This window comes from Brevibacillus sp. FSL K6-2834 (genome assembly GCF_038592925.1).
In the GTDB taxonomy this organism is placed as follows: domain Bacteria; phylum Bacillota; class Bacilli; order Brevibacillales; family Brevibacillaceae; genus Brevibacillus; species Brevibacillus borstelensis.
The window spans coordinates 4,714,849-4,736,711 of the sequence record NZ_CP151945.1; the positions used below are offsets into that span (position 1 = coordinate 4,714,849).

Sequence of the window (21,863 nt, forward strand, 5' to 3'; positions counted from 1 at the left end):
TATATTTCGTACTCCTCCGCTGCCAATAAATAGTCGGAGTTGCTACTTTCCTCCACTATGATAACCAATAGCGAAAAGGAATAGCAACATCGGTTTAAAGACATTTAAAGAAGGAGTAAGGGCCGCAGTAAAATACTACCTTTGCGATTAACTCTTTCAGTATACATAAATTTATCTGAATATCGGAGTCCATTTGTTATAATTCTGTTAACAAATTTATGAACATTTTCGTAAAGTTTACTACCAGCAGACGGATATTCAGGTAGTAGAAGGGAGAAATGTGATAGTTTTGGCTACCAACACATCCAAACGAATCGCTTTCCTTACAGGAAGTTCCAGCGGTTTTGGGCTGCACACCTCTGTCGCTCTCGCCAAAGCGGGCTTCTTCGTCATCGCCACGATGCGGGACATCTCAAAGCGTGAAGAGCTTGACAAGCTGGCTGTCCAAAATGGCGTAACCGACTGTCTGGAAGTCGTGCAAATGGACGTGACCCGGCCTGACGAAGTCATAGCTGCAGTCTCCGGCGTGCTCGCGCGTCATCAAAACATTGATTTGCTCGTGAACAACGCGGGCTTTGCCTGCGGCGGCTTTGTCGAAGAAATCGGGCTTGCCGCATGGCGGGAGCAATTTGAAGTCAACGTGTTCGGATTGATTTGCGTGACACAGGCCGTTTTGCCCCATATGCGCGAACGCCAATACGGCACGATCATCAACATAAGCAGCATCAGCGGGCGAATCGGCTTTCCCGGTTTGGCCGCCTATGCCGCTTCCAAGCATGCGGTGGAAGGCTTCAGCGAGTCGCTCCGTCTGGAGATGCTCCCGCATGGCATCAATGTCGTCCTGGTCGAGCCGGGCTCGTACAAGACAAGCATCTGGGAAAAGGGACTCGGAAATGCCCCCTCTCGCCCCGCTTCTCCCTACAGCAGGCAAATGGAGTCCCTGACAACTATGGTAACCAAAATAGCCGAGCGGGCCCCTGCCCCGGATGAAGTGGTAGAAGTAATCGTTCGCGCGGCTCTGGCTCCACGGCCTTCCTTCCGCTACCCTGTCGGGAGCGGGGTCAGGCTTTCCATCCTCGCCAAGCAGTGGCTTCCCTGGCGCTGGTTTGAGACGCTGGTGAATAAGCAGATGCGGCCGCCTCGTTCATGAGGCGGCTGATGGCGATTTCACCGGAGCGGAAGGCTGCTTTGGCAGATGAGAGACATAGCTGTGCAGGACCATGCCGATCATGACGACGAGCATGCCCGTACCGGACCACAGCGAGGGCAGCGGGGCCGCGAGAATCGCGATTTCCAAAAGGACGGCAAAGACGACCTCCGCAGACTGGGTAGCTTCTACCGCGGCCAACTGAACCGGATTGCCCTTGACCAGATCTGTAGCCTGAAAGAACAGCACGGTCGCGATAATTCCCGATGTGATCGCGACGAGCAGCGACTGCGCCAATTGACCCATGCTGGGCATTCCCGCCGTCGTCACGCCAAAGCCTGCGAGGACCAGCCAAAACGGCAAGCTGGCAAGCGTCATTCCGAGAACGCGCTGATACGCGTCAATTCGCCCGCTGGTCAAGGCCATCATTTTCCGGTTCCCGAGCGGATAGGCAAACGCTCCGATCACGACCGGCACGATCCCGTACAGCACCTCCGCCGCTCCCAGCATCTTCGCCTCGTGCAGTTGCATGATCGCCACTCCCGCCAAAATCAGGACAGACATGGCCAGCCCCTTGTACGGGATCCTCTGCCCGAAAAAGGGTACGAGCAGCGACCCGGCGATGATCGTGATTTGCCAGGTACCGGCGATCAGCCAGCCAGGACCGTATGCAGCGGCAAAGCTGAGCGGAGCATAAAACAAGCCAAACCCGACAAAACTCCAGAGCAGCCACTGCCACGGATGCTTCCGCATTTCCTGCCACAGCGGCCCAAGGTTGCCCCGGATGGCCACGATCAGCAGCAGAAACGGCACCATAAATAGATAACGCAGGGATGCGCTCCAGATCCAGCTTCCTCCGTCCAGCTCCATCGCTCTGTTTAATACAAATGTAAAAGCGAAGAAAAATGCAGCGACAATTCCAAGTACAATCGCCTTCAAATGTTGACTCCCTCTTTCCAGTTCCACTCTCTGAAGATTCTCAATTGTAAGCATATAACTCTGCGGTCTCGCTGTCAAAATCCCGAAAAAAATAGAGCACACCTTTTGAAAGATATGCCCTATGTCTTTTCTGCACGTCCGCTCTTGATCAGCGAGACGTGGTGAATGTATTCAACTGCACCAAACAGAATCGCAGTAAAACCGGCACCGATCAGCGTGATTCTCGCTCCCACCAAGAGGCCGCTGCTCAGCCAGACGACCAGAAAAGCCAAAATCATATCGGCTGCCGTACTCATCCACAGCGTCCCGCGCCGAAGCAGCAATAGCTCCAGCATATGTCCGGCAACGGCAAGCACCAGGCCGACGCCGATGGACTGGTAAAGGGTTGCATAGTCTACCTCGGGGAACAGCGCATCGGCCAGGACGACTACGAGCGGAGCAGTAATCAGCTTGACAAGCAATCCGTACACAGGCATGCTTCCTCCTTTTTCAGGTTTTCACAGTATGCCCGTATACAGAATCGCTTAGTCGAAGCAAAAACAGCCGTTTGTTGTGCCGTGGGATGTCATCGAGCCCCTCCCACGCGCCCTATGATTGGCTGGACCGCTTCAACTAGGCGGCTTCCTGCTCTCTTTCTCGCGGGTAAGCCAAGGTTACGATCAGGCTGACTGCCGCCAATGCGAGCAAAATGACGAAAATCTGGTGCAGCCCGCCGGCTACCAGCTCCCTCACTGTTTGCAACAGCTCCTGCGGCAGCAGGCTTGCTTCATGCGGATTCAGGATCTTGTTGACGTCGATGTTTTCCGCTCCGGGTGCGCTCTGTACATAAGAGTTCAGCAAGGTTCCAAACAGCGCAATCCCGAGGGTTTGTCCCAACGTGCGGATAAAGGAGTTCGTAGAAACGGCAACACCGCGCAAATTCCAGGAAACACTCAGTACCGCTCCGGTAAAGGAAGTAAAAGCGAAGCCAAAGCCTAGACCAAACAGGAACGTAATCCCGTACAGCATGACATGAGGTGTCGTCGGTTCAATCATGGACAGCCAGACGGTAGCGACAATCAAGACGCATACGCCAAAGAGCGATGTCGGCCGAATCCCGATCTTGGCCAGCAGACGCCCGCTCAGCGCAGCACCAATCGGCCAGCCAACGGACATCGGAATCAAAGTCAGCCCGGAACCGGTCGCACCCAATCCGTACACGCCCTGAATCCACAGCGGAAGATAAAACGAGACAGCCACCAGCACGGAAGCGAGAAGAAATCCGGCGAAGTTCACGATGCTCATTTTCCGAATCGTAAACAGCTGCAAGGGAAGCATCGGCTCCGGCGATCTTTTTTCCAAGTAGATAAACAGCAGGAGGCCCAAAGCCGAAAAGATCAGCAGACCGACGATCAGCGGCGAACTCCAGGGATGTTCAGTCCCGCCGCTCAACAACGCATACAGCAGCGCGGAAACGCTGATCGTAAAAACTGCTGCTCCGGCATAGTCGATGTGCTTGCGGACTTTCTCGATATTTTCATGCAGGTACAACCAAATCAAAACGATGGAGACAATGCCAAACGGGATATTCATGTAGAAAATCCAGTGCCAGGAAACATAGTCGACCAGAAGGCCTCCGGTCAACGGTCCCAGGATACCGGATATGCCCCAGATGCCGCTCATCCACCCTTGTACCTTTCCTCTTTCCTCAAACGGGTAAATATCGCCGACAATCGTATACGTAATCGTAATGATGGCACCCGCTCCCAGTCCCTGAAAGGCCCGGAACCAGATCAACTGCTCCATCGTCTGAGACAGGCCGGACAGCGCTGATCCGAGCAAAAACAGGATCGCCCCAATGTTGAACACAGGCTTGCGCCCAAACAAGTCGGCAAGCTTGCCGTATATGGGCGTCGTCACCGCCGAGGTGAGCAAATAGATCGAAACGACCCAACTGATCAAGTGAAAGCCGCCCAGGTCGCTGACGATCGTCGGCATCGCCGTACTGACGATCGTTCCTTCAATAGCGGCCAAAAAGGTCGCAATCATAACCGCAATCGTCACATTACGCTTATTTGTTGCAGGTTTCATCCGTATTTCCTTCCCTCCACATAAGCCAGACAACATTCCGATCAAGGGTGTTGTGTATGCCGTTGTTGTTGCTTGAATTGCTTTATGGTACGGGCACTAGAAAAAAAAGTCAATAAAAAAACCTGCGCCGATTGCACTCGGCACAGGTTTACCTTTCCCAAACGGATCAATTACTTTTCGGTGCTTCCGTTTTTGGGGTTTCTGTTTTCTGCGTTTCCGTTTTCGGAGCCTCAGTTTTCGGAGCTTCCGTCTTCGGTTCTTCTTTTTTGGAAGCTTCCGTTTTCTGTTCCTCCGCTTTCGGCTCTTCCTTCTTCAAGGAGAGCGACGGATCGAGATATTGCACCCCAAACTTTTTCTCCAGGCCGTCCAGCCATTCGTCCATGTACTTTTTGCGTTTGGACGCATTCAACTCTTCAACGATCGTAGGACGCAACTGTTCCAAAGCAGGCGCGGGATCTCCGAAGTTGCTCTTGTATTTATTGTAGTAGTCTTGGATTTCTTCGTCCGTTACCGGATATGCTTTTGCGAATACCTTGTCCCTCAAAAGAAGTGTCCGCAGCGTACCGCGGAAGCTTGCTTCGGTGTAGCCCTGTCTTTTCAGCGTTTTTTGATAAACTTCCTCGGAGCCGATCTGCTCTTTCAGCTTGTTGATTTCCTGATCGACTTCGCTTTCCTGGACGGACACGCCGAGCTCCTTGGCTTCTTCCACCACCAGATTGCGGCTGACCAAAATGCCAAGCGTCTGTTTTCCGTAGCTTTCTTTCATATGCTCGTAGAGCTGCCCCTGCGTAATTTGAGATTTGCCCGTAGTTGCAATGACAGGATCATCAGCCGGCTTCAATGCAACGCCGACAATCACAAGAGCCAAAACCAGTATGGCTATGGTTAGCATGGATAAATCGAACTTCTTCATCATTGGTCCTCTCTTTCTTCTCTCATCCCTTGTGCCATTATAATAGACACAGAGTACGGAAGAAAGATGGAATCCTTTTCCACAACCTTTCCACAATGCGAACCAGCACGGATTACATGAAGTATTTGGTGAAAAAAGAAGAGAGAACGGAGGCGATTACCGGTCCCAGGACGGCCCATACTCGTAAAAATCTCTCTTGTTTTCTTTTCTTGTCTCCTTCTATGAGCTGTGTGAGTTTTTCCATATCGCTTTTGTCATTGTCCAACATCTGCAAAATAATTTCCTTCTCTTTCGATCCCCGTTTTAGCTCAAGCTCTGTCTGCAATTTGGTTATCGCTTGCAAAAGTTCTGAGCGCGATTCTTCCATTTTTACCAATCGATGCTCAATCCGTTCCAGCCACTTGGTCGCTACCGTCATCTGAACTTCCAGCTTGTCGATCCGTTCTTCGAATTTGTCCAATCGTTGTGAAATCCGCAGTACATTCTCCTGTTGCGTCTTCTGATGCTCTGGCGTCAAGGTCCCACCCCCTCCGGACTCATACTACTTGTATATGCCGTCTCGCTTTCATTGCTTGTACCGCTGACCAGATTTTTCATTATTTCTATAAAAAATGTGCAACGGAGCGGAATGGAAAGAACACGTTATCCAGTACAAACGGACCTGGTCCAAACGGGCCTGGCACACTTCAAAATGGCAATAAAAAAAGCCCGCTATAGGCGGACTTTCTCCAGCCACTGATAGAGAGGGCGAAGCGACCTCTTCGCATCCTCGTAACCGAGCGTGTACAGCTCCATCAAGCGATTTCGGTTCCTCTCCACACGCCGGATGTTCATCGGTCTGCTCGGCGCTATGACAAAGGCCCGTTGTTCCTCACGGAGTTGCCGGATGCGGGCAAGCGTATCGTTGTAGCGCCGATGGTGATCGAAAACGACCCGCATCAGATGCTTGTAGCGGGGAAATAGCCGGTCTGTGGCCCACGCGAGATTGGCTGGCTGCCGGATGAATTCCTCCGTACCTGTCCGCACGATGATGTTCCGCTCGTTTCCATCCTCTATCGCCTTGCCGATCGGTATCGGATCTGCCAAGCCGCCATCGAGCATTTTCGCCCCTTGAACACAGACCGTTCCCGATAGCAGCGGGATGCTGCACGAAGCGCGAACCGCAAGGAGAAACAGCTCTTGATCGTGCTCGTCCTTGGAAAAGTAGATGCTCTCGCCTGTCTTAAAATCAGTCGCGGCGACAACCAATTTCTCCGGTGCTTGCGCAAGTCCCTGAAAGGAAGAGGTGAGAATCCGCCGGGGAAGCTCTTCAAAAATGAAGTCCATGCCGACCATGCAGCCATGCCGATACAGATTGCGCAGAGAGAAATGCCGCATGTCGCACAGATGCTCGATAAACATGTATTTCCCCACTCCCTTTTCCCTTGCCACGTAAGCAAGGGCATTGCAAGCCCCTGCGGAAACAGCGATGATGTACGGAGCAATCAGCTCGTGCTCCAGAAAGCAGTCGAGAACCCCCGACGTATAGATTCCGCGCATGCCTCCTCCCTGGAGAACCAATCCGAAGCTGTCCATCTTTTCTCCCTCCTGTGAAACAAGCCTCGCATGAACATGTACGGATATAGTATCTGTGGGAACAGGAAGGTAATTCACCGATTTACACCTGAATTTGCCCGGCCCTGCCCCATTCGCTCGTTATTTTGCTTGTGGGCTTTTTCCTTTTTGGAGGCCCTCACTCTGTCGGTCAGTTGCGTGCAATCTGCCATATCACGAGAATCGGTGAAAAACCCGGTTGGCTTGATTTACCAGGAACTTGTCAACGTTTTGGAATAATCTCTTCGTCCCCTGCGTTGGCGTTTCTAGTATGATAGGGCTAGTGAACGCAAAGGGGGCTTTCTTTTTTGAAACAGCGAATTGCCTGGATTACAGACAGCACGGCCGTTGTACCCGATGAATTGCGGGAGAAATACGACATCCACGTCGTTCCCTTGGACGTTATCTTTGAAGACGGCGCCTACGCGGACGGGATTCAATTATCTTCCAGCGAGCTGTATGAAAAAATCGACCACTCCAAAACCGTACCGAAAACCTCGCAACCGGCAATCGGCAAATTTGTCGAGCTGTATGAGCAACTGGCGGAGGACTATGATTGCGCGATCGCCATTCACCTTTCCAGCCAATTGAGCGGCACGTACAATACAAGCAAATCAGCCGCTGCCATGAGCGAGTTTCCCGTCGAGTTCGTCGATTCCCAAATCGTCTCTTATCCGATCACCACCTTGCTGTTGAAAGGGATTTCGCTGGCGGAGCAAGGCATGGACTATCGGGAGATTGCCGCCACCCTGAGGGAAGAGGCGAGCAAAAACGAAAACTACATCGTGATCGGAAAGCTGTCACAGCTGCATAAAGGCGGGCGGTTGTCAAACGCTCAGTTGATCGTTGGCACGCTGCTTCAAATCAAGCCGATCTTTTGCATCAGGAACGGTGTTGTCGAATTGTTCGAAAAAGTTCGAACCGAAGGAAAAGCCTTCCGGCGAATCATGGATCAGCTTGACCTGGCCCGGGGAATCCACAAAATTACCCAAGTGGAAATTTTGCACGGCAATGTCATGGACAAAGCGCTGGAATTAAAGGAAACGATCAAAAGCAAGTATCAGGATATCGAGGTGCTCGTGTATCCGCTCAGTCCGGTACTGGGCGTTCACGGCGGGCAAGGGACCATTGCTCTGACATGGACCAACGAGCCCAAGTCATCTTGAGCGAATGTCATCGATAAACGACGGCAGGCACGCATGAAAGCCGGAATGGGACTGGCAGCAGCAGGCTTGATTGAAAATCAAAGGGTAAACAGAAACAGGCACCGCTCTGATTTGAGCAGGTGCCTGCAATGTTTTGCCTATGCTTTGCTTCTCGCGTGATTACTGGCGGACTGCAGCGACCAGAAAACGATGGCTCGGGATGTCGATATATCCGTCTTTTTCCATCCGACAGTGCATCTCCCACAAGCCGTCCGCGTAGTTCTCCAGCGAAAAGTCTGGTATCTGCCACGGAACCGCACGGAGATAGTAGACTACCGCTCCTACATCGTAAAACCGGGTCGGCACCATCTCCTCGCGGCAATCCTCGATGGCAAAGCCCGCCTCTTTTAGCTGCTTGACTGCGTAGTCTGCATTCCAATGCAAGTATTCCTCTGGAATGGGCGCCCCGAGGAGCCGGTTGAGCAGCAGATCGTTTTCACCCCCGACCTGCTGCGTCAGAAAGGAAGCCCCTGTTTTGGCGATACGGAATACCTCGGCCGCATCGAAAGACTCGTGCCGATTGATAATCAGATCAAAAAATTCTTCTGCAAACGGCAGGGCGTCCTCCCCATCCGCTTCGACTACCGTAATGCCCAAAGGCTCCAGCCTGCCTTTGGCAACCGCCACATTGGGCTTGTAGCCTTCCGTAGCGTATGTTTGAGCGGGAAGCGGCTTTAGCATGGAGAGAAATTCGCCTCCCCCCGTACCCATATCGAGCAGGCTGCCGATCTCCGGCAGCTTGCGCATGACGAGGCCGGTGTAATTCCAGGAAAGTGGCGCTTCCTTCAACCGTCCTGTTTTCCCGACGTAGGAAAAATCCCAGCCTTCAAACGGTACTTTGGCTTCTTCGAGCAACCAGTCAAACCATTTTTGTCGGTCCATTTTTTCCTCCTCTTTCCCCAAAAGAACTTCTATATCCAGGAGTTCAGCGCCAACGCACACTTTCATAATTAATGAATGTGATTACTTTTGCTTTCTCTTTTTGGCGGCAAGCAGCCTGTTGAAGGTCTCTCCAGTCTGCTCCGTCCCCTTGCTCTCTGCTTGAGGCTGGTCCGACTGGGGAGCACTGGACGGTCGTGAGGAATCTGCAGACGGCCCCAGCCCGCTCGCTGGTGTGCCAGTCCCTTTTTTCCCGCGCTCGGTCTTTGCCCTGTCCAGTCTGTCAAAAAGCGAACCGGCGGATGTGCCTTGATCCCGGGCATTCAAGCCTGCGGAGACATTGGCAGCGTTGGAGCCAGTGGCTCCGTTGGAACTAGTGGCTGCATGGGAGTCATTGTCCAATTGTCCTCCGGCCTGATTGCCCAAGTTCGTTTGGCTGGTTGAAGTGCTATGACTGCTCTGGCTGGTTTGGCTGGTTTGGCTGGTTTGGCTGCCTTGCCCGTCTTGACCGCTCTCGCTGCTTCTAAAGCGCTGTCCCCGTTTCTCCCCGAGTCGAGCAAACACGGCGGCGCTTTCCGTCTCTTCCACAGCTTCTGCAGTCCTTCGCTTCCGAAGCCATACAGTCACCCTTGCCCACCAACGCTCAGGGAGCTGCAAGCGCCTGGCCGCAACGTCGAGAGGCCACAGGAGAGCCGCAAGCATCAGCAGCCAGTCGCTGATCGGCTGTGTTTCCCATTTGGACGGAAGCTTGCCGGAAAATACTTCTGACGGTTCGGAAATTCTCGTGCCTCCCCCTGCCAACAGCCACTCCTGCATCCGCCCTTCGCCGTCCTGCTGCAATCCGAACTCGGGAGAATAAGAGACGCTAAGCCCGGCTGTCTGCCCGGCCGCCACCTTTCCGTTTGCTTTCTCTGTCACTTGAATCAGGTAGCTGCCCGGCTCAGCGGCGTCAAAGCTTCCTTCCAGTGTCCCTGGAGCGACAGGTTTCAACCGGACCACTTCCCGCTTCATCTCCCGGTTGACGACGACAGCCTCCAGCTCCTGCGGCAGCTTTTCGCCTTTTGGCAAGGATACCGTCACTTTTCCTCTGGACCCGTCAAGCTGCGTCTCGACCTGCCAACGTCCGGTCTCGACCTGGGGCAGCGTCCAGCCGACGATCTCCGTCCAGAGACGGCTGTTGCCCGGCCATGCGACCCAATCCGGTCCCCATTTGCCTTCCAGATCGCTCGTCCAGGCGACGGCTCGGCCCAAACCGTACTGCCAACGGCTGAGGATCGGGTCGGCGTCCTGGCTCATCAAGACGGGCTCTGCCGTCTTCTTGAGTGTCGTCGCCACATAGGCGCGAAGCAGCGGAAGCGGCTGCCGGAGAGTCCCCCAGTCGCCTGCTCCCGTGCGCTCGGGATATTGCGGCTTCTCGACGATAAACGTCCGGCTGGCGAGGGCCGTTTCCTTGCTGAAAATCTTCGGAATCGAGGTCGCGTCGCTCGCAAAGTAGTAGCGTCCTTTTCCCCAATCGGCGATGTCCTGCAAGAGCCCTGTGTCGGAATCATCCCCGACCGCAACGGTCGAAACCGTGATGTTTTCCCCGATCATCTGCTCCAGCATGCCTTGGTAATTGTCTTCGCGGCCGGATTGTCCGTCTGTGAGCAGGATGACGTGCTTGCGCTTCGTCTTCATTGTCTTGATCCGGTCGTAGGCCATCTGCAGCGCCGGGAATATATCGGTGCCTCCGTCTGCGTATATGCTCCCGATCTGCCCCTGGATCGCAGGCAGATCGGTGACGTTTTGAGGGGCCACCACTTCCCACGGGCTGCCGTCAAACGCGATCACGCCGATCTCGTCCTGGCGGTTGAGCATGGTCGTGGCCCGGATCGCGGCTTCCTTCGCCAGCTCCATTTTGTCGACGCCATACGCATCGGATGCCATACTGCCCGATTTGTCGATGACCAGCATCAGTCCCAGCGTAGGCTGCTCTTCCTTGCTGCGCAAATCCATATGCACGGGAAGCGCCTCTTCGATCGGAGTCTGGAACCAGCCGCCCATACCGAAACCGTCGGAGCCTCCTGTCATGATCAACCCGACGCCAAGATCGCGGACAGCCGTTCTGATCCGCTCCATATCGGCATCGCTGACCTGTGTTGCGGCCAGGTCGGCCAGGATGATGGAAGCGTACTGCTTGTAGCCTTCCAGCTCTTTTGGCAGCAGCGCCACGTCCTTCGTCTCAACCTTGATATTGCCAGCCTGGAGAGCCTGGACGAGGTTGCTGGCGGCACCGGGATGTCCTTCCAGAACCAAAACAGACGGCGTCCCCGTCACTTGCGTATAGGCAAATGCCTGATTGTTGGCCTGCACCGTATCACGCTCCGGATCGATTTCCACCCGGTAGCGGTGAAAGCCCTCATTCATAGCCTTTTGGGAAAAGAGAAAGCGGTTCCTCCCCTTTTCGACCTGAACGACTTGTGTCCCGGCTTCGCGGTTTCCTTCGTAGAGGCGAAGCACCGCTTTGGTCGCAACGGTGCTTTCCAGCTCAACCTTGATCGCGTATTCCTCTCCCGCGTACAGCCGATCCGGCACCTGAACGGCAGACAGCACGACCTCATCGCCCTGCGGCTGCTCGAAAAGGACGCTTTCTACCGCAATCCCCCGCTCTTTGGCCAGCTTGACTTCACGCGCCGTATCTCCGTGCGTGTCCATCCCGTCGGTGATGATCACGATCTTGCCGCGGGCGCCGGTAGGAATCATCGCTTGCGCAAGCCGGATTCCCTCCGCCAGATTGGTGGCGTGGCGGTTTACTTCCACAAAGACAGGCTGGACCTGGCTGCTCGTCGTCAGCGGCTGATCTACCGCCGCGTTGGCCCCTGTCGCGACGATGCCGTACTGATCCTCTGCCCGCTTGCCTTCCACCGCTTCCCTGAGAAAACGGCTGGGCTGCTGATCGTCCTTGATCGAAGCCGAGCTGTCCCAGACGAAAACAACGGTCTCGGCCCGTACTGGGTAGAGAAGCTGGATGCCGGCCAAAGCCAGAATCAGCAGACAAAAGACCGCTGTCCGGATCGCGGCGATAACGCTTTTGCGGCTGACTGGCATCTGCTGTTGCCCGCGCCACCAGTGAAGCACCGCGTATACCGCCGGGAGAAGGAGCAGCAGAAACCACGGTTGCTGTACGTCAATACCCACGGCGATACACCCTCCATTCCACAAACACAATCAAAAGCGCCAGCGCAGCGATCCAATACGTAAGCTCCCTTGCCCCCGTCGCCTGTGCGTTGTCGTCCAGGCTCTGTCCAGCGGCATCGCCCTCTATGCTGTCCTCATCGTTGTCCGTCCCTGCGGCTTTGCCAGAAGAGACACGCAGCATACGCGGAGCGATATCGGACTCCGCCTCGCTCATGTGGACGGCAAAATAGCGTTCGACAGGGGCCGACCCGCCGTCTGTTTCCTCTGTCAGCCGGTACAGCCCGGTCTGCTCGGGAACCTGGAACAGCCAGGTCGTTCCCTGTACATCCAGCGTTTGCGATGTGCCGTCAGGCAGCGTCAGCACCCGCTTGGCCGCGCCTGGCGTCAAGGAGACCGCAAGCGCTTCGCCCGGCAACGCGGGACCAATCGGGACGCTTTGCACCGAAGAGAGCCAGGTGACGGCATTTTGCATGAAGATCGGGAAGGCGGGCCGCAGCGGCAAATCGGAGTCGTGCAGGTCAAAGCCGATGATGACAACTTTTTTGCCCTCCAGCGTACCTGCTGCAATCAACTCGTTCTCTCCCGCCCGCACGAGTGTGCGTAAGCCGGGAATCGAACCCCAGACAGCGCTTTTGGATACATGCACTTCCCGCCAGTCCACGTACTTCATCAGCGGGTCATCCGCCTGCACGGATTCGAGATCACCAGTCACCTCCGCCACTCCCTGGTACGGAAGCCAGTCCGTTTTTTTATCGGGCGCGATCAGCAAGATGTTTCCCTCCGGCAGCTTGTCCGGAACCACACCGTCAAAAATCCACAGATCGGCTGCGCCGCTTTTCCCGCCCGGCAGTGCCGTCTCAGTCTCAAGCTCTACGGTTCCTACCGTTTGCAGGGCTTGATGGAGGAAACGGTTTCCCCCTGGACTCACCAGTTCGGCCCGGCCTTTGCCCGAACCATACGGAACGCTCCAAGCCTCGTTGTCTTCGGCCAGACCGTCCGCCTCCGCTGCAATTACGGCCCGGTACGCAGGCATGGCGGGCAATCGTTCAAAGGCAACCGTCTGGGAAGCTCCCGCCTCGACGGAGAACGTGCCTACGTCGAGCAAATTTTGGTCAAGCCCGAAGATCGAGATATTGCCTTTTTTCGGTTGCGACCCGTGATTGTCGATGCGCAGCAAGCCTTCCGTGCCTTCGCTTCCGGTCTGTGTGACGAAAGCGCCGACAGCCACGTTTTCCGTGGAGCGGCCGGCAGCATGGAAACGGAACGGCCCCGGAATGGAAACCGCTGCAGCGGTGCTCTGCCCCGGCTCGTGCAGATCTTCTCCCCCGCCGTCGCCAAACCACATCACGCCGCTTCCCTCTTCCGTTGAGGCGATGGCTCCCGCCAAGGAAAGGGCTGCGCGCTGATCAGTCTCTCCGGGCCTTGGAGCGAGCGAGTAGAGCGCCTGCAAAACCTTCTCTTTCTCCGTGCTTTTGGACAGCCACACCTTTGGCTCGCGGCCTGCCTCGATCAACGTCACGGCCTGCCCGCTGCCCAGATTTTCCACCGCCTTTTCCGCTTCTGCCACGGCCCTTTGAAAGCGGGTTTGCCCGCCTTCCTTGGCCAGCATGCTGCCCGAAGTATCTACAACCAGAATCGTGTGCTCGGCGATCGCTCCCACCATCGGCACAGCCGGGCGGATCAAGGCAAGCACCAGCAGGATGGCCGCCAGCAGTTGAAGCAGCAAGAGCAGGTTTCGCTGCAGCTTCTCCCAAGGTCGAACGGCCTCCCAGCTCTGCAGCGTCCGCTGCCATAGCAGGGTGCTGGGCACCTCTACATCTTCCACTTTTCGCTTCAGGAGATAGAGAGCCGCGATCGCTGGCACGATCAGTAAAAAACCGAGATTGCCTAAAGCCAACCACTGCATCAAAGCTCCTCCTCCCTAGCGAATCATTCCTGCTTGCCGAAATACTTGAAAGACAACTTCCTCTAGAGGCGTCTCCGTTTTTACATCGACGGAGGAAATCCCCCTGCGGTAAGCAAATTGCGCGAGTGCGGCCTGATAATCCCGGACGGTTTTCCGATACTCGTCCATCAAGGCGTGGGTCACGGAAATTTCCTTGCCCGCCCCCGTCTCGCTGTCGATCAGCCGCAGTTCCCCCTGGTACACGGGTTCGCGCTCTTCCCGGGACAATAGCTGCACAAGCGTGACATCCTGCCGGGTCGCCTGCAGATAGGCAATTGCGTCCTCGTAGCCGGATTCAAACAAAAAGTCGGACAGGACGAGAGAGACGCCCGGCTTTCCGTGGACGGCACCGGGCGAGCGCAGCGCTTGCTCCAGATCGCCAGTCCCACGAACGGAAAGCGAAGCGAGAAATTGAAAAAGCTGTGCCGCCTTGTTTTTTCCCTGCAGATTTCGCAAGGAGGCAACGATCTCCTGGTCAAAGGCGTACACCGAAACGTAATCGAGATGGCACAGGGAGATGTACCCGAGCGCAGCGGCTAGCTGCACGGCACGCTCCAGCTTGGGCGGCTCCCCGTAGCCCATCGATTTGCTGCAATCAATGTAAAGCGTGACGTGCAGCTCCTGCTCGTCCAGGAACTTTTTGACGAACAGCTTGCCCGATCTCGCATAGGCATTCCAGTCTAGCTGGCGCAGGTCGTCTCCAGGCGCGTAGGCCCGGTAATCGGCGAATTCAAGCGAGCTCCCGGTCTGCCTGGAACGGCGTTTCCCGACCTGGGTGCCGCTTGCCAACCGTCTGCTGAGCACCTGCATGCGCTCCAATCGGCTCAGCCAGGCCAGGTCCAGAAGGTGTTTGTTCATGCCCGTTCCTTCTCCAATCCGGCCAGAATCTCCTGGACGATGCTATCCGGGCGAATTCCGTTTGCCTCCCCTTCAAAATTGAGGAAGACACGGTGGCGCAAAGCAGGCAAGGCGACTGCGTCAATATCCTCAAAGGAAAGGTTGAATCTGCCTGAAAGCAGCGCTCTCACTTTCGCCAGGGCGACCATCGCCTGCACGCCGCGAGGACCCGCACCGGAACGGACGTAACGGTTGACGGAGTGGATCGCCTGCTCGCCCGGATGGGTCGCCAGCAAAAGCTTCACCGCATAGCCGAGTACCGCGTCTGCGACGAGAATGTCGCGGGCCGCTTGCTGAATATCGGCAATCTCTCGCGCAGATGCCACCTTCTCGACAGAAGCTCCCTGGCCCGCCGTCGTCCTGAGCACAATCTCCTTCAACTCGTCCGCCGTAGGAAACGGAACTTCTATTTTCAAAAGGAAGCGGTCCATCTGGGCTTCCGGGAGCGGATACGTCCCTTCCTGCTCCAGCGGGTTTTGCGTAGCCAGAACAAAAAACGGATCGGGCAGCGCCCGAGTCACGCCCCCCGCGGAAACGGTTCGCTCCTGCATTGCCTCGAGCAGGGCGCTTTGCGTCTTGGGCGTCGCCCGGTTGATTTCATCCGCCAGAACGACGTGGGCAAAAATCGGGCCCCTTTGGAACTGGAACGACTGCTGTCCCGTTTCATCTACGCTCAAAATGTTCGTGCCGGTAATGTCCGTCGGCATCAGGTCGGGCGTAAACTGAATCCGTTGAAAGGACAGCTCAAACGCTTGCGAAAGCGTCTTGACCAGCAGGGTCTTCCCCAGTCCCGGCACGCCCTCCAAGAGTGCATGCCCTCCTGCAAATACCGCCCACAGCAGCTGGTCAACGACTTCGCGCTGGCCAACCAGAACCTTTCCGATTTCCTCGCGAACTCTCTCCACTCGCTGGAGGCATTCTTCCCATGCTTGTTGCTCTGCCATATGCTCACTTCCCCCTACGGTTCAATATTGCTGAAATACTCTTTCACCACGTCCTGATAATCGCTGGGAATGGAGCTTTTCTCCAGGCTCTCCCGGGCAAACTCGGCGTACTGTCCGTACACTTCCTCGTACGGGAGCGCTCCCCCGGACGATACCTGCGTCGCCCCGGTCTGGCGGGACTGGGAAGCGCCCTCCCCGAGCGGTCCGCCAACCGTGTCAACCGGCCCCTCGCCCCCGATGCGGGCAGACGGGACAGTCACCAGCTCGTGGCTTCCCTGGCCGAGACCTGCACCGGCTCCTTTGCCGGAACCGCTGCCTGAGCCGCTGCCGTTTCCTGAACCATTTCCGTTGCCAGATCCGTTGCCATTGCCATTGCCATTGCCGTTTCCGCTTCCATTCCCGTTTCCGGCACCATTGCCGTTGCCTGAGCCATTGCCATTTTGCGAGCCTTGCCCGTTTGCATTTCCCGAGCCGTCGCTTCCAGCTCCTCCGGCTGCCGTTCCGCCCGCTGCCGCTTGCGAGCCTGCCCCCGTACCTGTCTGGGCGTTTCCCGCCGATGCAGAGACCGGGACAGCTCCGCCCGGACTGCCCGCTGCTCCTCCTGCCGCCCCTGCACCAGCCTGAGCCGAGCCATTGGCCGTGCTGCCAGCGCCAGCCAGCATCATCTGAGACTGCTGCATCGCGGCCATCGACTGTGCGGCCAGGAGTGCCGCCGTGCGCGCCTCTGCCATCTGCTGCATAGCCTGCGCCAGTCCGGTCTCGAGTGGAGCAAACGCCTGCTGGACATTTCCTTGGGCCAGCTGCTTGGCTGCTTCCTGAAGCTGTTCGGCTGCCTTGGCCGCTTCCTCGTCGCCTGCTGCCTGGCCTTCTTTTGCCAGTTGCTCGGCCGCCTTGCCCAACGCTTCAGCGAGAGCCTTCTGCTCTTCGGCCTTCAACGCCTCAACCGCTTTGGCCGATTCCTTCAGGGCATCAACCATCGCTTGGCGGTCCCCGCTGTTCATCGCGGCTCCGACCTTTTGCAGCCCCGGCTGTCCGCCAATGGTCTCCTGGAGCTTTTGCAGCCCGGCCATCTTCCGTTCCTGGGACTGCTTCCACTTGTCCAACTGCTTTTCCGCCGCCTTCATCGCGTTCAGCCGCTCCGCAGGGCTTTTGGCCTCTGCTACCGCTTTTTTCGCCTGTTCAATCATTTCTTCGAGCTGCTTCTTTTGGGCATCGCTCAAGCCTTCCTGGGCTTTTGCTTCCTCCTGGAGCTTTTTCAGCAATTCCTCGGCGGCTGCCTGGGCCTGCTTTTGCTGCGCCATCTGAGCCAGCCGCTCGTCCTGGGCGTTGGGCCAGAGCAGAAGCAGCAAGCAAACGGCCAACGCTCCTCCGGCCGCATACGCCTGCTTGCGGATGATCGGCCAGACCTCGATGCTCTCCAGAATATGCGGCAAAGACTGCCGCAGCCGGTTGACAGCATCCTCACGCTGCGCCGCGGCAAATGGAGAGCTGTTCTCCCGATACTCCAGCGCCGTAGCAACCCGCTCTGCCAACCCGAGACTGTCGGCCAGCCGGGCACAATCCCGCTCCGTCGGCCGCGCCCTCCAGAGGCGCACCATACCAGCCGCAACCCCTGCCAAGGCAGCGGCGAGCACCAGCCACTTGTAGAAGGGAATGGGAAAAAGACGAGCCAGGAGGAGAAGCACAAAGCTTCCTCCCAGCCCCCATAGAGCCCCCGCCACGAGCCAGCGGGCGCTCTCCCGGTATAAGACGCGCTTTTTGATCGGCGCGAGCAGCGTCAGCAGATTATCCTTGTTTTCAGGACCAAACACGCTCATCACTCCCCAGTAGCGGCTTTCCTGCGCCAGCGCGGCTTCACCGGCTTAATCAGATAGATCGACAGCGCCAGACAAATGATCGTGACAACGGCAAAGAACAAGCAGTAAATCGCGTATGGATCAAGCGCCAGCGCTGCGTACTTGCTGCCGGCCATCCGGCGAAGACCGCGAAAGGGCCCTTCTTCAAAAATGCTCATCATGGCAAACAGCGGGTTTAGACTGTGAAAAAAATCGGGCCAGACCGGAAAAGGCCCGGTAATGTTGTTTGCATTGCGCTGGAAACGGATAAACTCCCGGATCACTTCCGCCAGCACGCTGGTCCCTACCCCGTATCCAAACACGAGCGCGTAGCTGAGCACGGTCGCAATACCGGTCCGCTTGATCAGCGTGGACAACAGCACACCTATGCTGCCAAGGCCGAGCATGGTCACTACATAAAAGGCGAATACCTGCAGCAGCTGGGCCGGAGAAACTCCCCCGTACAAAAAGATGATGGCGTACAACGGAATCGTGGCAAACACGAGAAAGCTCATAAAGCTGAGCGAAGCGAGCCACTTGCCGAGCACGAGCTTGGTCGCGCTGACATTGGTCGTCAGCAGGATGCTGAGCGTCTGCCGCTCCCTTTCTCCGGAGATGACGCCCGCTGTCAGTCCCGGGACGACAAAGCAAATCATCGCCAACTGCATGAGCGAAAGCATCATGAACAGCTCCCGGGTCTCGTTGGGATTGTAGTAGCTGCCCGCTCCGGTCATCAAAAAGACGAAGGTCAGCGCCACGGTTCCCAGCACCAGCAAATACAGCGTAATGATCCACGGGGAGCGCTTGGTCCGCATGCGCAATTTCAGTTCGTTCATCAGCACGGGATTGCGAAATCGCCGCAAGACGTTCATGAGCCCACCCCCTTGGTGATTTCCAAAAAGATTTCTTCCAGATTCCCTTCCGCCTCATTGAAAGCGGCTACCGGAAGGCCTGCCAGAGCGAGGCTGCGCAGCAGCTCGACCTGCTGCTGGTCATCGCCGGAAAACCCGACAACGGCCCAGTTTCCTTCTCTCGTCACGTTCGAGACGAGAGGCTGCTGCTTCAGGTGGGTCAGTGCGTCTTCCATCCGGTCGACGAGACGGATGCGCAAAACCCGCTTTTCCTGCATTCTGGCGTAGATTTCTTCCACTTTGCCAAAAGCGATCAGGTTTCCTTCCTCGATCACGCCGATCACATCGCACATCTCCGCAAGCTCGGGCAAAATGTGCGAGCTGATAATAATCGTTTTGCCCATATCGCGCAGCTCCTTCAAAATCTCGCGCAGCTCGATCCGCGCCCGCGGGTCGAGACCGGAGGCCGGCTCGTCGAGAATCAGCACCTCGGGATTGTGCACCAGGCAACGGGCCAATCCGAGCCGCTGTTTCATCCCCCGCGACAGCGAGTCGACGTAGGCATCCCGCTTGTGGCTGAGATTGACCAGCTCCAGCAGCTGAGGGATGATCTGCCGACGTTCCTGGACAGGGATGTCGTAATTGGCGCCGTAAAAGTCGAGATATTCCTCTGCGGTCAAATTGTCGTACACGCCGAAAAAGTCAGGCATGTACCCGATCAGCTTGCGGACCTGGCGAGGATGGCTGGTCACTTCATAGCCGCCCACGTACGCTTTGCCGCTGGTCGGCTCCAATAGCGTAGCGAGAATGGACATCGAGGTCGATTTGCCTGCTCCGTTCGGACCGACAAAGCCGAAAACCGTTCCCTTGTCGATTTCCAGCGACAGTCCTTTCAACGCTTCCATCTTTCCGTATCGTTTTCGAAGTTTATCAATTTTGATCACGGTTTGATCACCTTTCCTTCCACGCTGATCACCGGCGTGCCGAGATGGCGGTGATCTTCAAAGCTGTGCGAGAACTTGATGCGCAGCGTTCCCTCCACAGAGAGGTAGTCAGCCGTCTTGTCCTTGGTCATCACGTTCTTCACAAACGCTTTGTCTAAAGGATCAAACGTTTGTGTTTTCCAGTTGTAGACCTGTTTGTCGAAGGGCGTATTGTCATCCGACCAGGTGTACAAGTTGACTTTTTCGACCTGCAGGCTCTTGTTTTGCGCTTTCGTTTCAAATTCGAGCGTAATGTCGCCTGCTCGCATCATGTAGCCGTCGCCGACATCATCCACCTCTGTGGAGCTGCCTGTTTTCACTGCATCAAACGCGCTGGTCGGGTAATAGACGTAGCCGTCCGGCGAAGGCTTGATAGAAAGCGGTGCCGTGACCAGGGAAATGCTGTACGGCTTGAACGGGCTTCCTTTCATGTCCATTTCCACGACCGGAGCATCCATCCAGCCGACCAGCATGACCGGCGCATTCTTTTGAAATCTCGGTCGGTCCTCCAGAATATCCACCATCATCTCTTCCCTGCTCGGCTCAGGATTGTAATTGCCCTGGTATGGCGAGGGCAGGAACAAGCGAGCACTGCTCCGGCCCCGGCCCGTCACGGTCTGGGAGGACGGGTCGAATTTCAACTCGACCTGTATCGATTGGCCAGGGGCCAGCTCCGGAAAGCTCTGTGTCTGGTTATCCGCCGCCACTACGACATTTCTCAGCGAGTATGGCGATTTATTCGTCACCGTCCCTTTCAGGGCACCATTCGTAAAGACCAGATCAGACTCGAATGTCCCGACATCGGAGAGGTGCTGGTCCGTACCGACCTTGCGCATCGACCAGAATTCCACGTCCTTGAACTGCACCTGGGCCTGGTCCGGCTGGGTCGACACCCATGCTTTCGGCTCCTCCTGGCCGTATTGGTATGGCAGGATCGGCCACGTTCTGCCGTTTCCTTTCACCACGATCTCATAATCGCTGCTGCTCGGGACGAACATCGCTGTGACCGCCTTGGCGCTCGCTTTTCCATCTCCGAGCATTTCGACAAACCCGACCTGATGCAACAGCGGCGTCGTCCCCCGCTGCAGCGCTCCAAACGTGAAAATCCCGATACCTGTCACTACGGCAAGAGCGGGTACTCCCCCCCACATCAGGCCTTGCTTCCGCTTGCGGCGGAGCAGGAAAAACAGGATCGGCCCTGCCACAAACGCATAGATGCCGAAAAAGAGGGCGAGCCATTTCATGTCGGGCATTTTCAGCGCGGGAATCCGGTCAGCCGCATTGTCCAGCGCCCAAACGGAATCCATCGGGTCGCGATGTGTCTGATTCAAATTGGAGCCGAACCCCTTTTTCAAAGCGTCAGCCCAGAACCGGCTGTTTCCGCTCCAACTGGCCACGGGCTCTTCGGTAAGGTCATAGGCGATATACATGACCTTCCCGTTGCCGACAGCACGGGTGGCGAGAAGCGGCACTCCTGCCTCGGTGTAAAGAGCTGTTCCGCTTTTTAGCGCACCTGTACTTACGGTAAACGGACGGTCCAGGGCAGGGGCATTGGTCTTCTCCACCGTCAATGCTTGCAAGGAGGTCAGGCTTGTAACGCCAGTCACCTCGACAGGTGAAAGCTCCTTCAGCTCGCCCGCCGTTTTTCCGTAATGAGCCCCGCCTGCCAGCATCAGCATGCCGCCTGCGGTCGTCCATTCGCGGATCGCCTGCACCTGCTGGCTGTTCAGGCTGTCGAGGGCAAAGTTATTTAGAAGCAAAATGTCAATCATCTGCAAATCAGTGCTTGCCACGGGCATTTGCTCCGCTTTCAACGGAAGGACCCGAACCTGGTTGTTAAACGCCTCTCTGGGCATGGCTCCAAGGAAATTGGCTGTATCCGGATTGGCAGCCAGTACGCCCACGAACAGCGCGTCCCCGCTGTAGCGTCTTCCTCCGATGGAGGTTTTGGCCACAATATTGTCGCCCTGCATAAAGGCTACGTATGTATTGGGGCCGATTTGGTTGCCTGGTACGGACAAGGTCACCTGTTTTGTCGCCCCCTTGGCGACGGAGACTGGCTGGTAGTACGCCACAGAAAAGGAATCCCCTCCTCTGTCGCTGACATTGACCACCAGGTTTCCTTCCACGTCCGAACCGCTATTGCTAACCGTCACCTGGATCGGAACCATTCCGGTTTCTTTGTAATCGCCGCCAATCCCGGCCGTCACGCCGAGCTGCACCGGCACTTCCGCCTGCACGGCTGGCGTCCATCCGCCCGGCGCCCCTGCCACCAAAAGCAGGCACGTCAAAAAGGCCAAGAGCCATTGCTTGGGCTTCTTTCGATTCATTTCTCCTACCTCCACCGACGACATGTCTGATTAGATAACGTGCTACAGTTATGACGTATGATATGGAAGAAAAGCTACAGGTTGTTTCAGAAATGCAAAAAATTAGCGTTTTTACTGAAAAAGATGTGGACGATCACGCAACTTGTCTAAGGTAT

The 21,863-nt window shown here is 56.3% G+C and carries 17 protein-coding genes; 2 read left to right on the forward strand and 15 right to left on the reverse strand.

Annotation, left to right across the window (positions count from 1 at the left end; all coding sequences use genetic code 11):
- Window positions 1-280: 280 nt before the first annotated feature.
- Window positions 281-1,150 (forward strand): SDR family oxidoreductase, encoded by an 870-nt coding sequence (locus NST96_RS23065; RefSeq protein WP_342404769.1) that lies wholly within the window; start codon window positions 281-283, stop codon window positions 1,148-1,150.
- On the opposite strand, the gene NST96_RS23070 is transcribed toward NST96_RS23065, so the two are convergent.
- The 6 genes from NST96_RS23070 to NST96_RS23095 all read right to left on the reverse strand — a co-directional run bounded on the left by NST96_RS23070 (window position 1,145) and on the right by NST96_RS23095 (window position 6,644).
- On the reverse strand, window positions 1,145-2,086 hold the full coding sequence (locus NST96_RS23070; RefSeq protein WP_003391774.1) for a multidrug resistance efflux transporter family protein: 942 nt from the start codon (window positions 2,084-2,086) through the stop codon (window positions 1,145-1,147). The two genes, NST96_RS23065 and NST96_RS23070, sit on opposite strands and share 6 nt — an antisense overlap.
- Before the next feature lie 119 nt (window positions 2,087-2,205).
- Window positions 2,206-2,556, reverse strand: coding sequence for a DUF2512 family protein (locus NST96_RS23075; RefSeq protein WP_003391775.1), 351 nt, complete (start codon window positions 2,554-2,556; stop codon window positions 2,206-2,208).
- 142 nt (window positions 2,557-2,698) lie between these two features.
- Window positions 2,699-4,156, reverse strand: coding sequence for an MDR family MFS transporter (locus tag NST96_RS23080; RefSeq protein WP_342404770.1), 1,458 nt, complete (start codon window positions 4,154-4,156; stop codon window positions 2,699-2,701).
- Between the two features lie 166 nt (window positions 4,157-4,322).
- Entirely contained in the window at window positions 4,323-5,072 is a 750-nt protein-coding gene (locus tag NST96_RS23085; protein ID WP_081924232.1) for a SurA N-terminal domain-containing protein, read from the reverse strand.
- Window positions 5,073-5,181: 109 nt separating this feature from the next.
- On the reverse strand, window positions 5,182-5,586 hold the full coding sequence (locus tag NST96_RS23090; protein WP_003391780.1) for a hypothetical protein: 405 nt from the start codon (window positions 5,584-5,586) through the stop codon (window positions 5,182-5,184).
- Window positions 5,587-5,780: 194 nt separating this feature from the next.
- On the reverse strand, window positions 5,781-6,644 hold the full coding sequence (locus NST96_RS23095; RefSeq protein WP_003391782.1) for a patatin family protein: 864 nt from the start codon (window positions 6,642-6,644) through the stop codon (window positions 5,781-5,783).
- A 326-nt stretch (window positions 6,645-6,970) separates the two neighbouring features.
- On the opposite strand from NST96_RS23095, the gene NST96_RS23100 reads away from it, so the two are divergent.
- Window positions 6,971-7,828, forward strand: a complete 858-nt coding sequence (locus tag NST96_RS23100) for a DegV family protein (protein ID WP_039071261.1) — start codon at window positions 6,971-6,973, stop codon at window positions 7,826-7,828.
- A 159-nt stretch (window positions 7,829-7,987) separates the two neighbouring features.
- Here NST96_RS23100 and NST96_RS23105 read toward each other — a convergent pair whose 3' ends face one another.
- The 9 genes from NST96_RS23105 to NST96_RS23145 form a co-directional block, all read right to left on the reverse strand.
- Complete coding sequence (locus NST96_RS23105) at window positions 7,988-8,749, reverse strand: class I SAM-dependent methyltransferase (RefSeq protein ID WP_342404775.1); 762 nt, start codon at window positions 8,747-8,749, stop codon at window positions 7,988-7,990.
- An 81-nt stretch (window positions 8,750-8,830) separates the two neighbouring features.
- Window positions 8,831-11,923: a VWA domain-containing protein gene (locus NST96_RS23110; RefSeq protein ID WP_342404777.1), complete on the reverse strand. Its 3,093-nt coding sequence runs from the start codon at window positions 11,921-11,923 to the stop codon at window positions 8,831-8,833.
- Entirely contained in the window at window positions 11,913-13,829 is a 1,917-nt protein-coding gene (locus tag NST96_RS23115) for a BatA and WFA domain-containing protein (RefSeq protein WP_342404779.1), read from the reverse strand. Before NST96_RS23115 ends, NST96_RS23110 begins: the two co-directional genes overlap by 11 nt.
- Window positions 13,830-13,844: 15 nt before the next feature.
- Window positions 13,845-14,726 carry a DUF58 domain-containing protein gene (locus NST96_RS23120; RefSeq protein WP_342404781.1) on the reverse strand — a complete coding sequence of 294 codons (882 nt, stop codon included), beginning with the start codon at window positions 14,724-14,726 and terminating at the stop codon, window positions 13,845-13,847.
- Entirely contained in the window at window positions 14,723-15,709 is a 987-nt protein-coding gene (locus NST96_RS23125; protein WP_227277680.1) for a MoxR family ATPase, read from the reverse strand. The genes NST96_RS23120 and NST96_RS23125 overlap by 4 nt, the downstream gene beginning before the upstream one ends.
- Before the next feature lie 14 nt (window positions 15,710-15,723).
- Window positions 15,724-17,526 carry a hypothetical protein gene (locus NST96_RS23130; RefSeq protein ID WP_342404784.1) on the reverse strand — a complete coding sequence of 601 codons (1,803 nt, stop codon included), beginning with the start codon at window positions 17,524-17,526 and terminating at the stop codon, window positions 15,724-15,726.
- Window positions 17,526-18,416, reverse strand: coding sequence for an ABC transporter permease (locus tag NST96_RS23135; protein WP_122958211.1), 891 nt, complete (start codon window positions 18,414-18,416; stop codon window positions 17,526-17,528). Before NST96_RS23135 ends, NST96_RS23130 begins: the two co-directional genes overlap by 1 nt.
- Window positions 18,413-19,339 (reverse strand): ABC transporter ATP-binding protein, encoded by a 927-nt coding sequence (locus NST96_RS23140; protein ID WP_003391796.1) that lies wholly within the window; start codon window positions 19,337-19,339, stop codon window positions 18,413-18,415. The genes NST96_RS23135 and NST96_RS23140 overlap by 4 nt, the downstream gene beginning before the upstream one ends.
- Window positions 19,336-21,708 carry a hypothetical protein gene (locus NST96_RS23145; protein ID WP_342404787.1) on the reverse strand — a complete coding sequence of 791 codons (2,373 nt, stop codon included), beginning with the start codon at window positions 21,706-21,708 and terminating at the stop codon, window positions 19,336-19,338. The genes NST96_RS23140 and NST96_RS23145 overlap by 4 nt, the downstream gene beginning before the upstream one ends.
- Window positions 21,709-21,863 lie beyond the last annotated feature (155 nt).

What these genes read in the sequence shown, in the direction of transcription:
- NST96_RS23080 (WP_342404770.1), bottom strand. Translation starts at nt 4,156, where the DNA reads ATGAAACCTGCAACAAATAAGCGTAATGTGACGATTGCGGTTATGATT.
- NST96_RS23085 (WP_081924232.1), bottom strand. Translation starts at nt 5,072, where the DNA reads ATGATGAAGAAGTTCGATTTATCCATGCTAACCATAGCCATACTGGTT.
- NST96_RS23095 (WP_003391782.1), bottom strand. Translation starts at nt 6,644, where the DNA reads ATGGACAGCTTCGGATTGGTTCTCCAGGGAGGAGGCATGCGCGGAATC.
- NST96_RS23105 (WP_342404775.1), bottom strand. Translation starts at nt 8,749, where the DNA reads ATGGACCGACAAAAATGGTTTGACTGGTTGCTCGAAGAAGCCAAAGTA.
- NST96_RS23115 (WP_342404779.1), bottom strand. Translation starts at nt 13,829, where the DNA reads ATGCAGTGGTTGGCTTTAGGCAATCTCGGTTTTTTACTGATCGTGCCA.
- NST96_RS23120 (WP_342404781.1), bottom strand. Translation starts at nt 14,726, where the DNA reads ATGAACAAACACCTTCTGGACCTGGCCTGGCTGAGCCGATTGGAGCGC.
- NST96_RS23125 (WP_227277680.1), bottom strand. Translation starts at nt 15,709, where the DNA reads ATGGCAGAGCAACAAGCATGGGAAGAATGCCTCCAGCGAGTGGAGAGA.
- NST96_RS23130 (WP_342404784.1), bottom strand. Translation starts at nt 17,526, where the DNA reads ATGAGCGTGTTTGGTCCTGAAAACAAGGATAATCTGCTGACGCTGCTC.
- NST96_RS23135 (WP_122958211.1), bottom strand. Translation starts at nt 18,416, where the DNA reads ATGAACGTCTTGCGGCGATTTCGCAATCCCGTGCTGATGAACGAACTG.
- NST96_RS23145 (WP_342404787.1), bottom strand. Translation starts at nt 21,708, where the DNA reads ATGAATCGAAAGAAGCCCAAGCAATGGCTCTTGGCCTTTTTGACGTGC.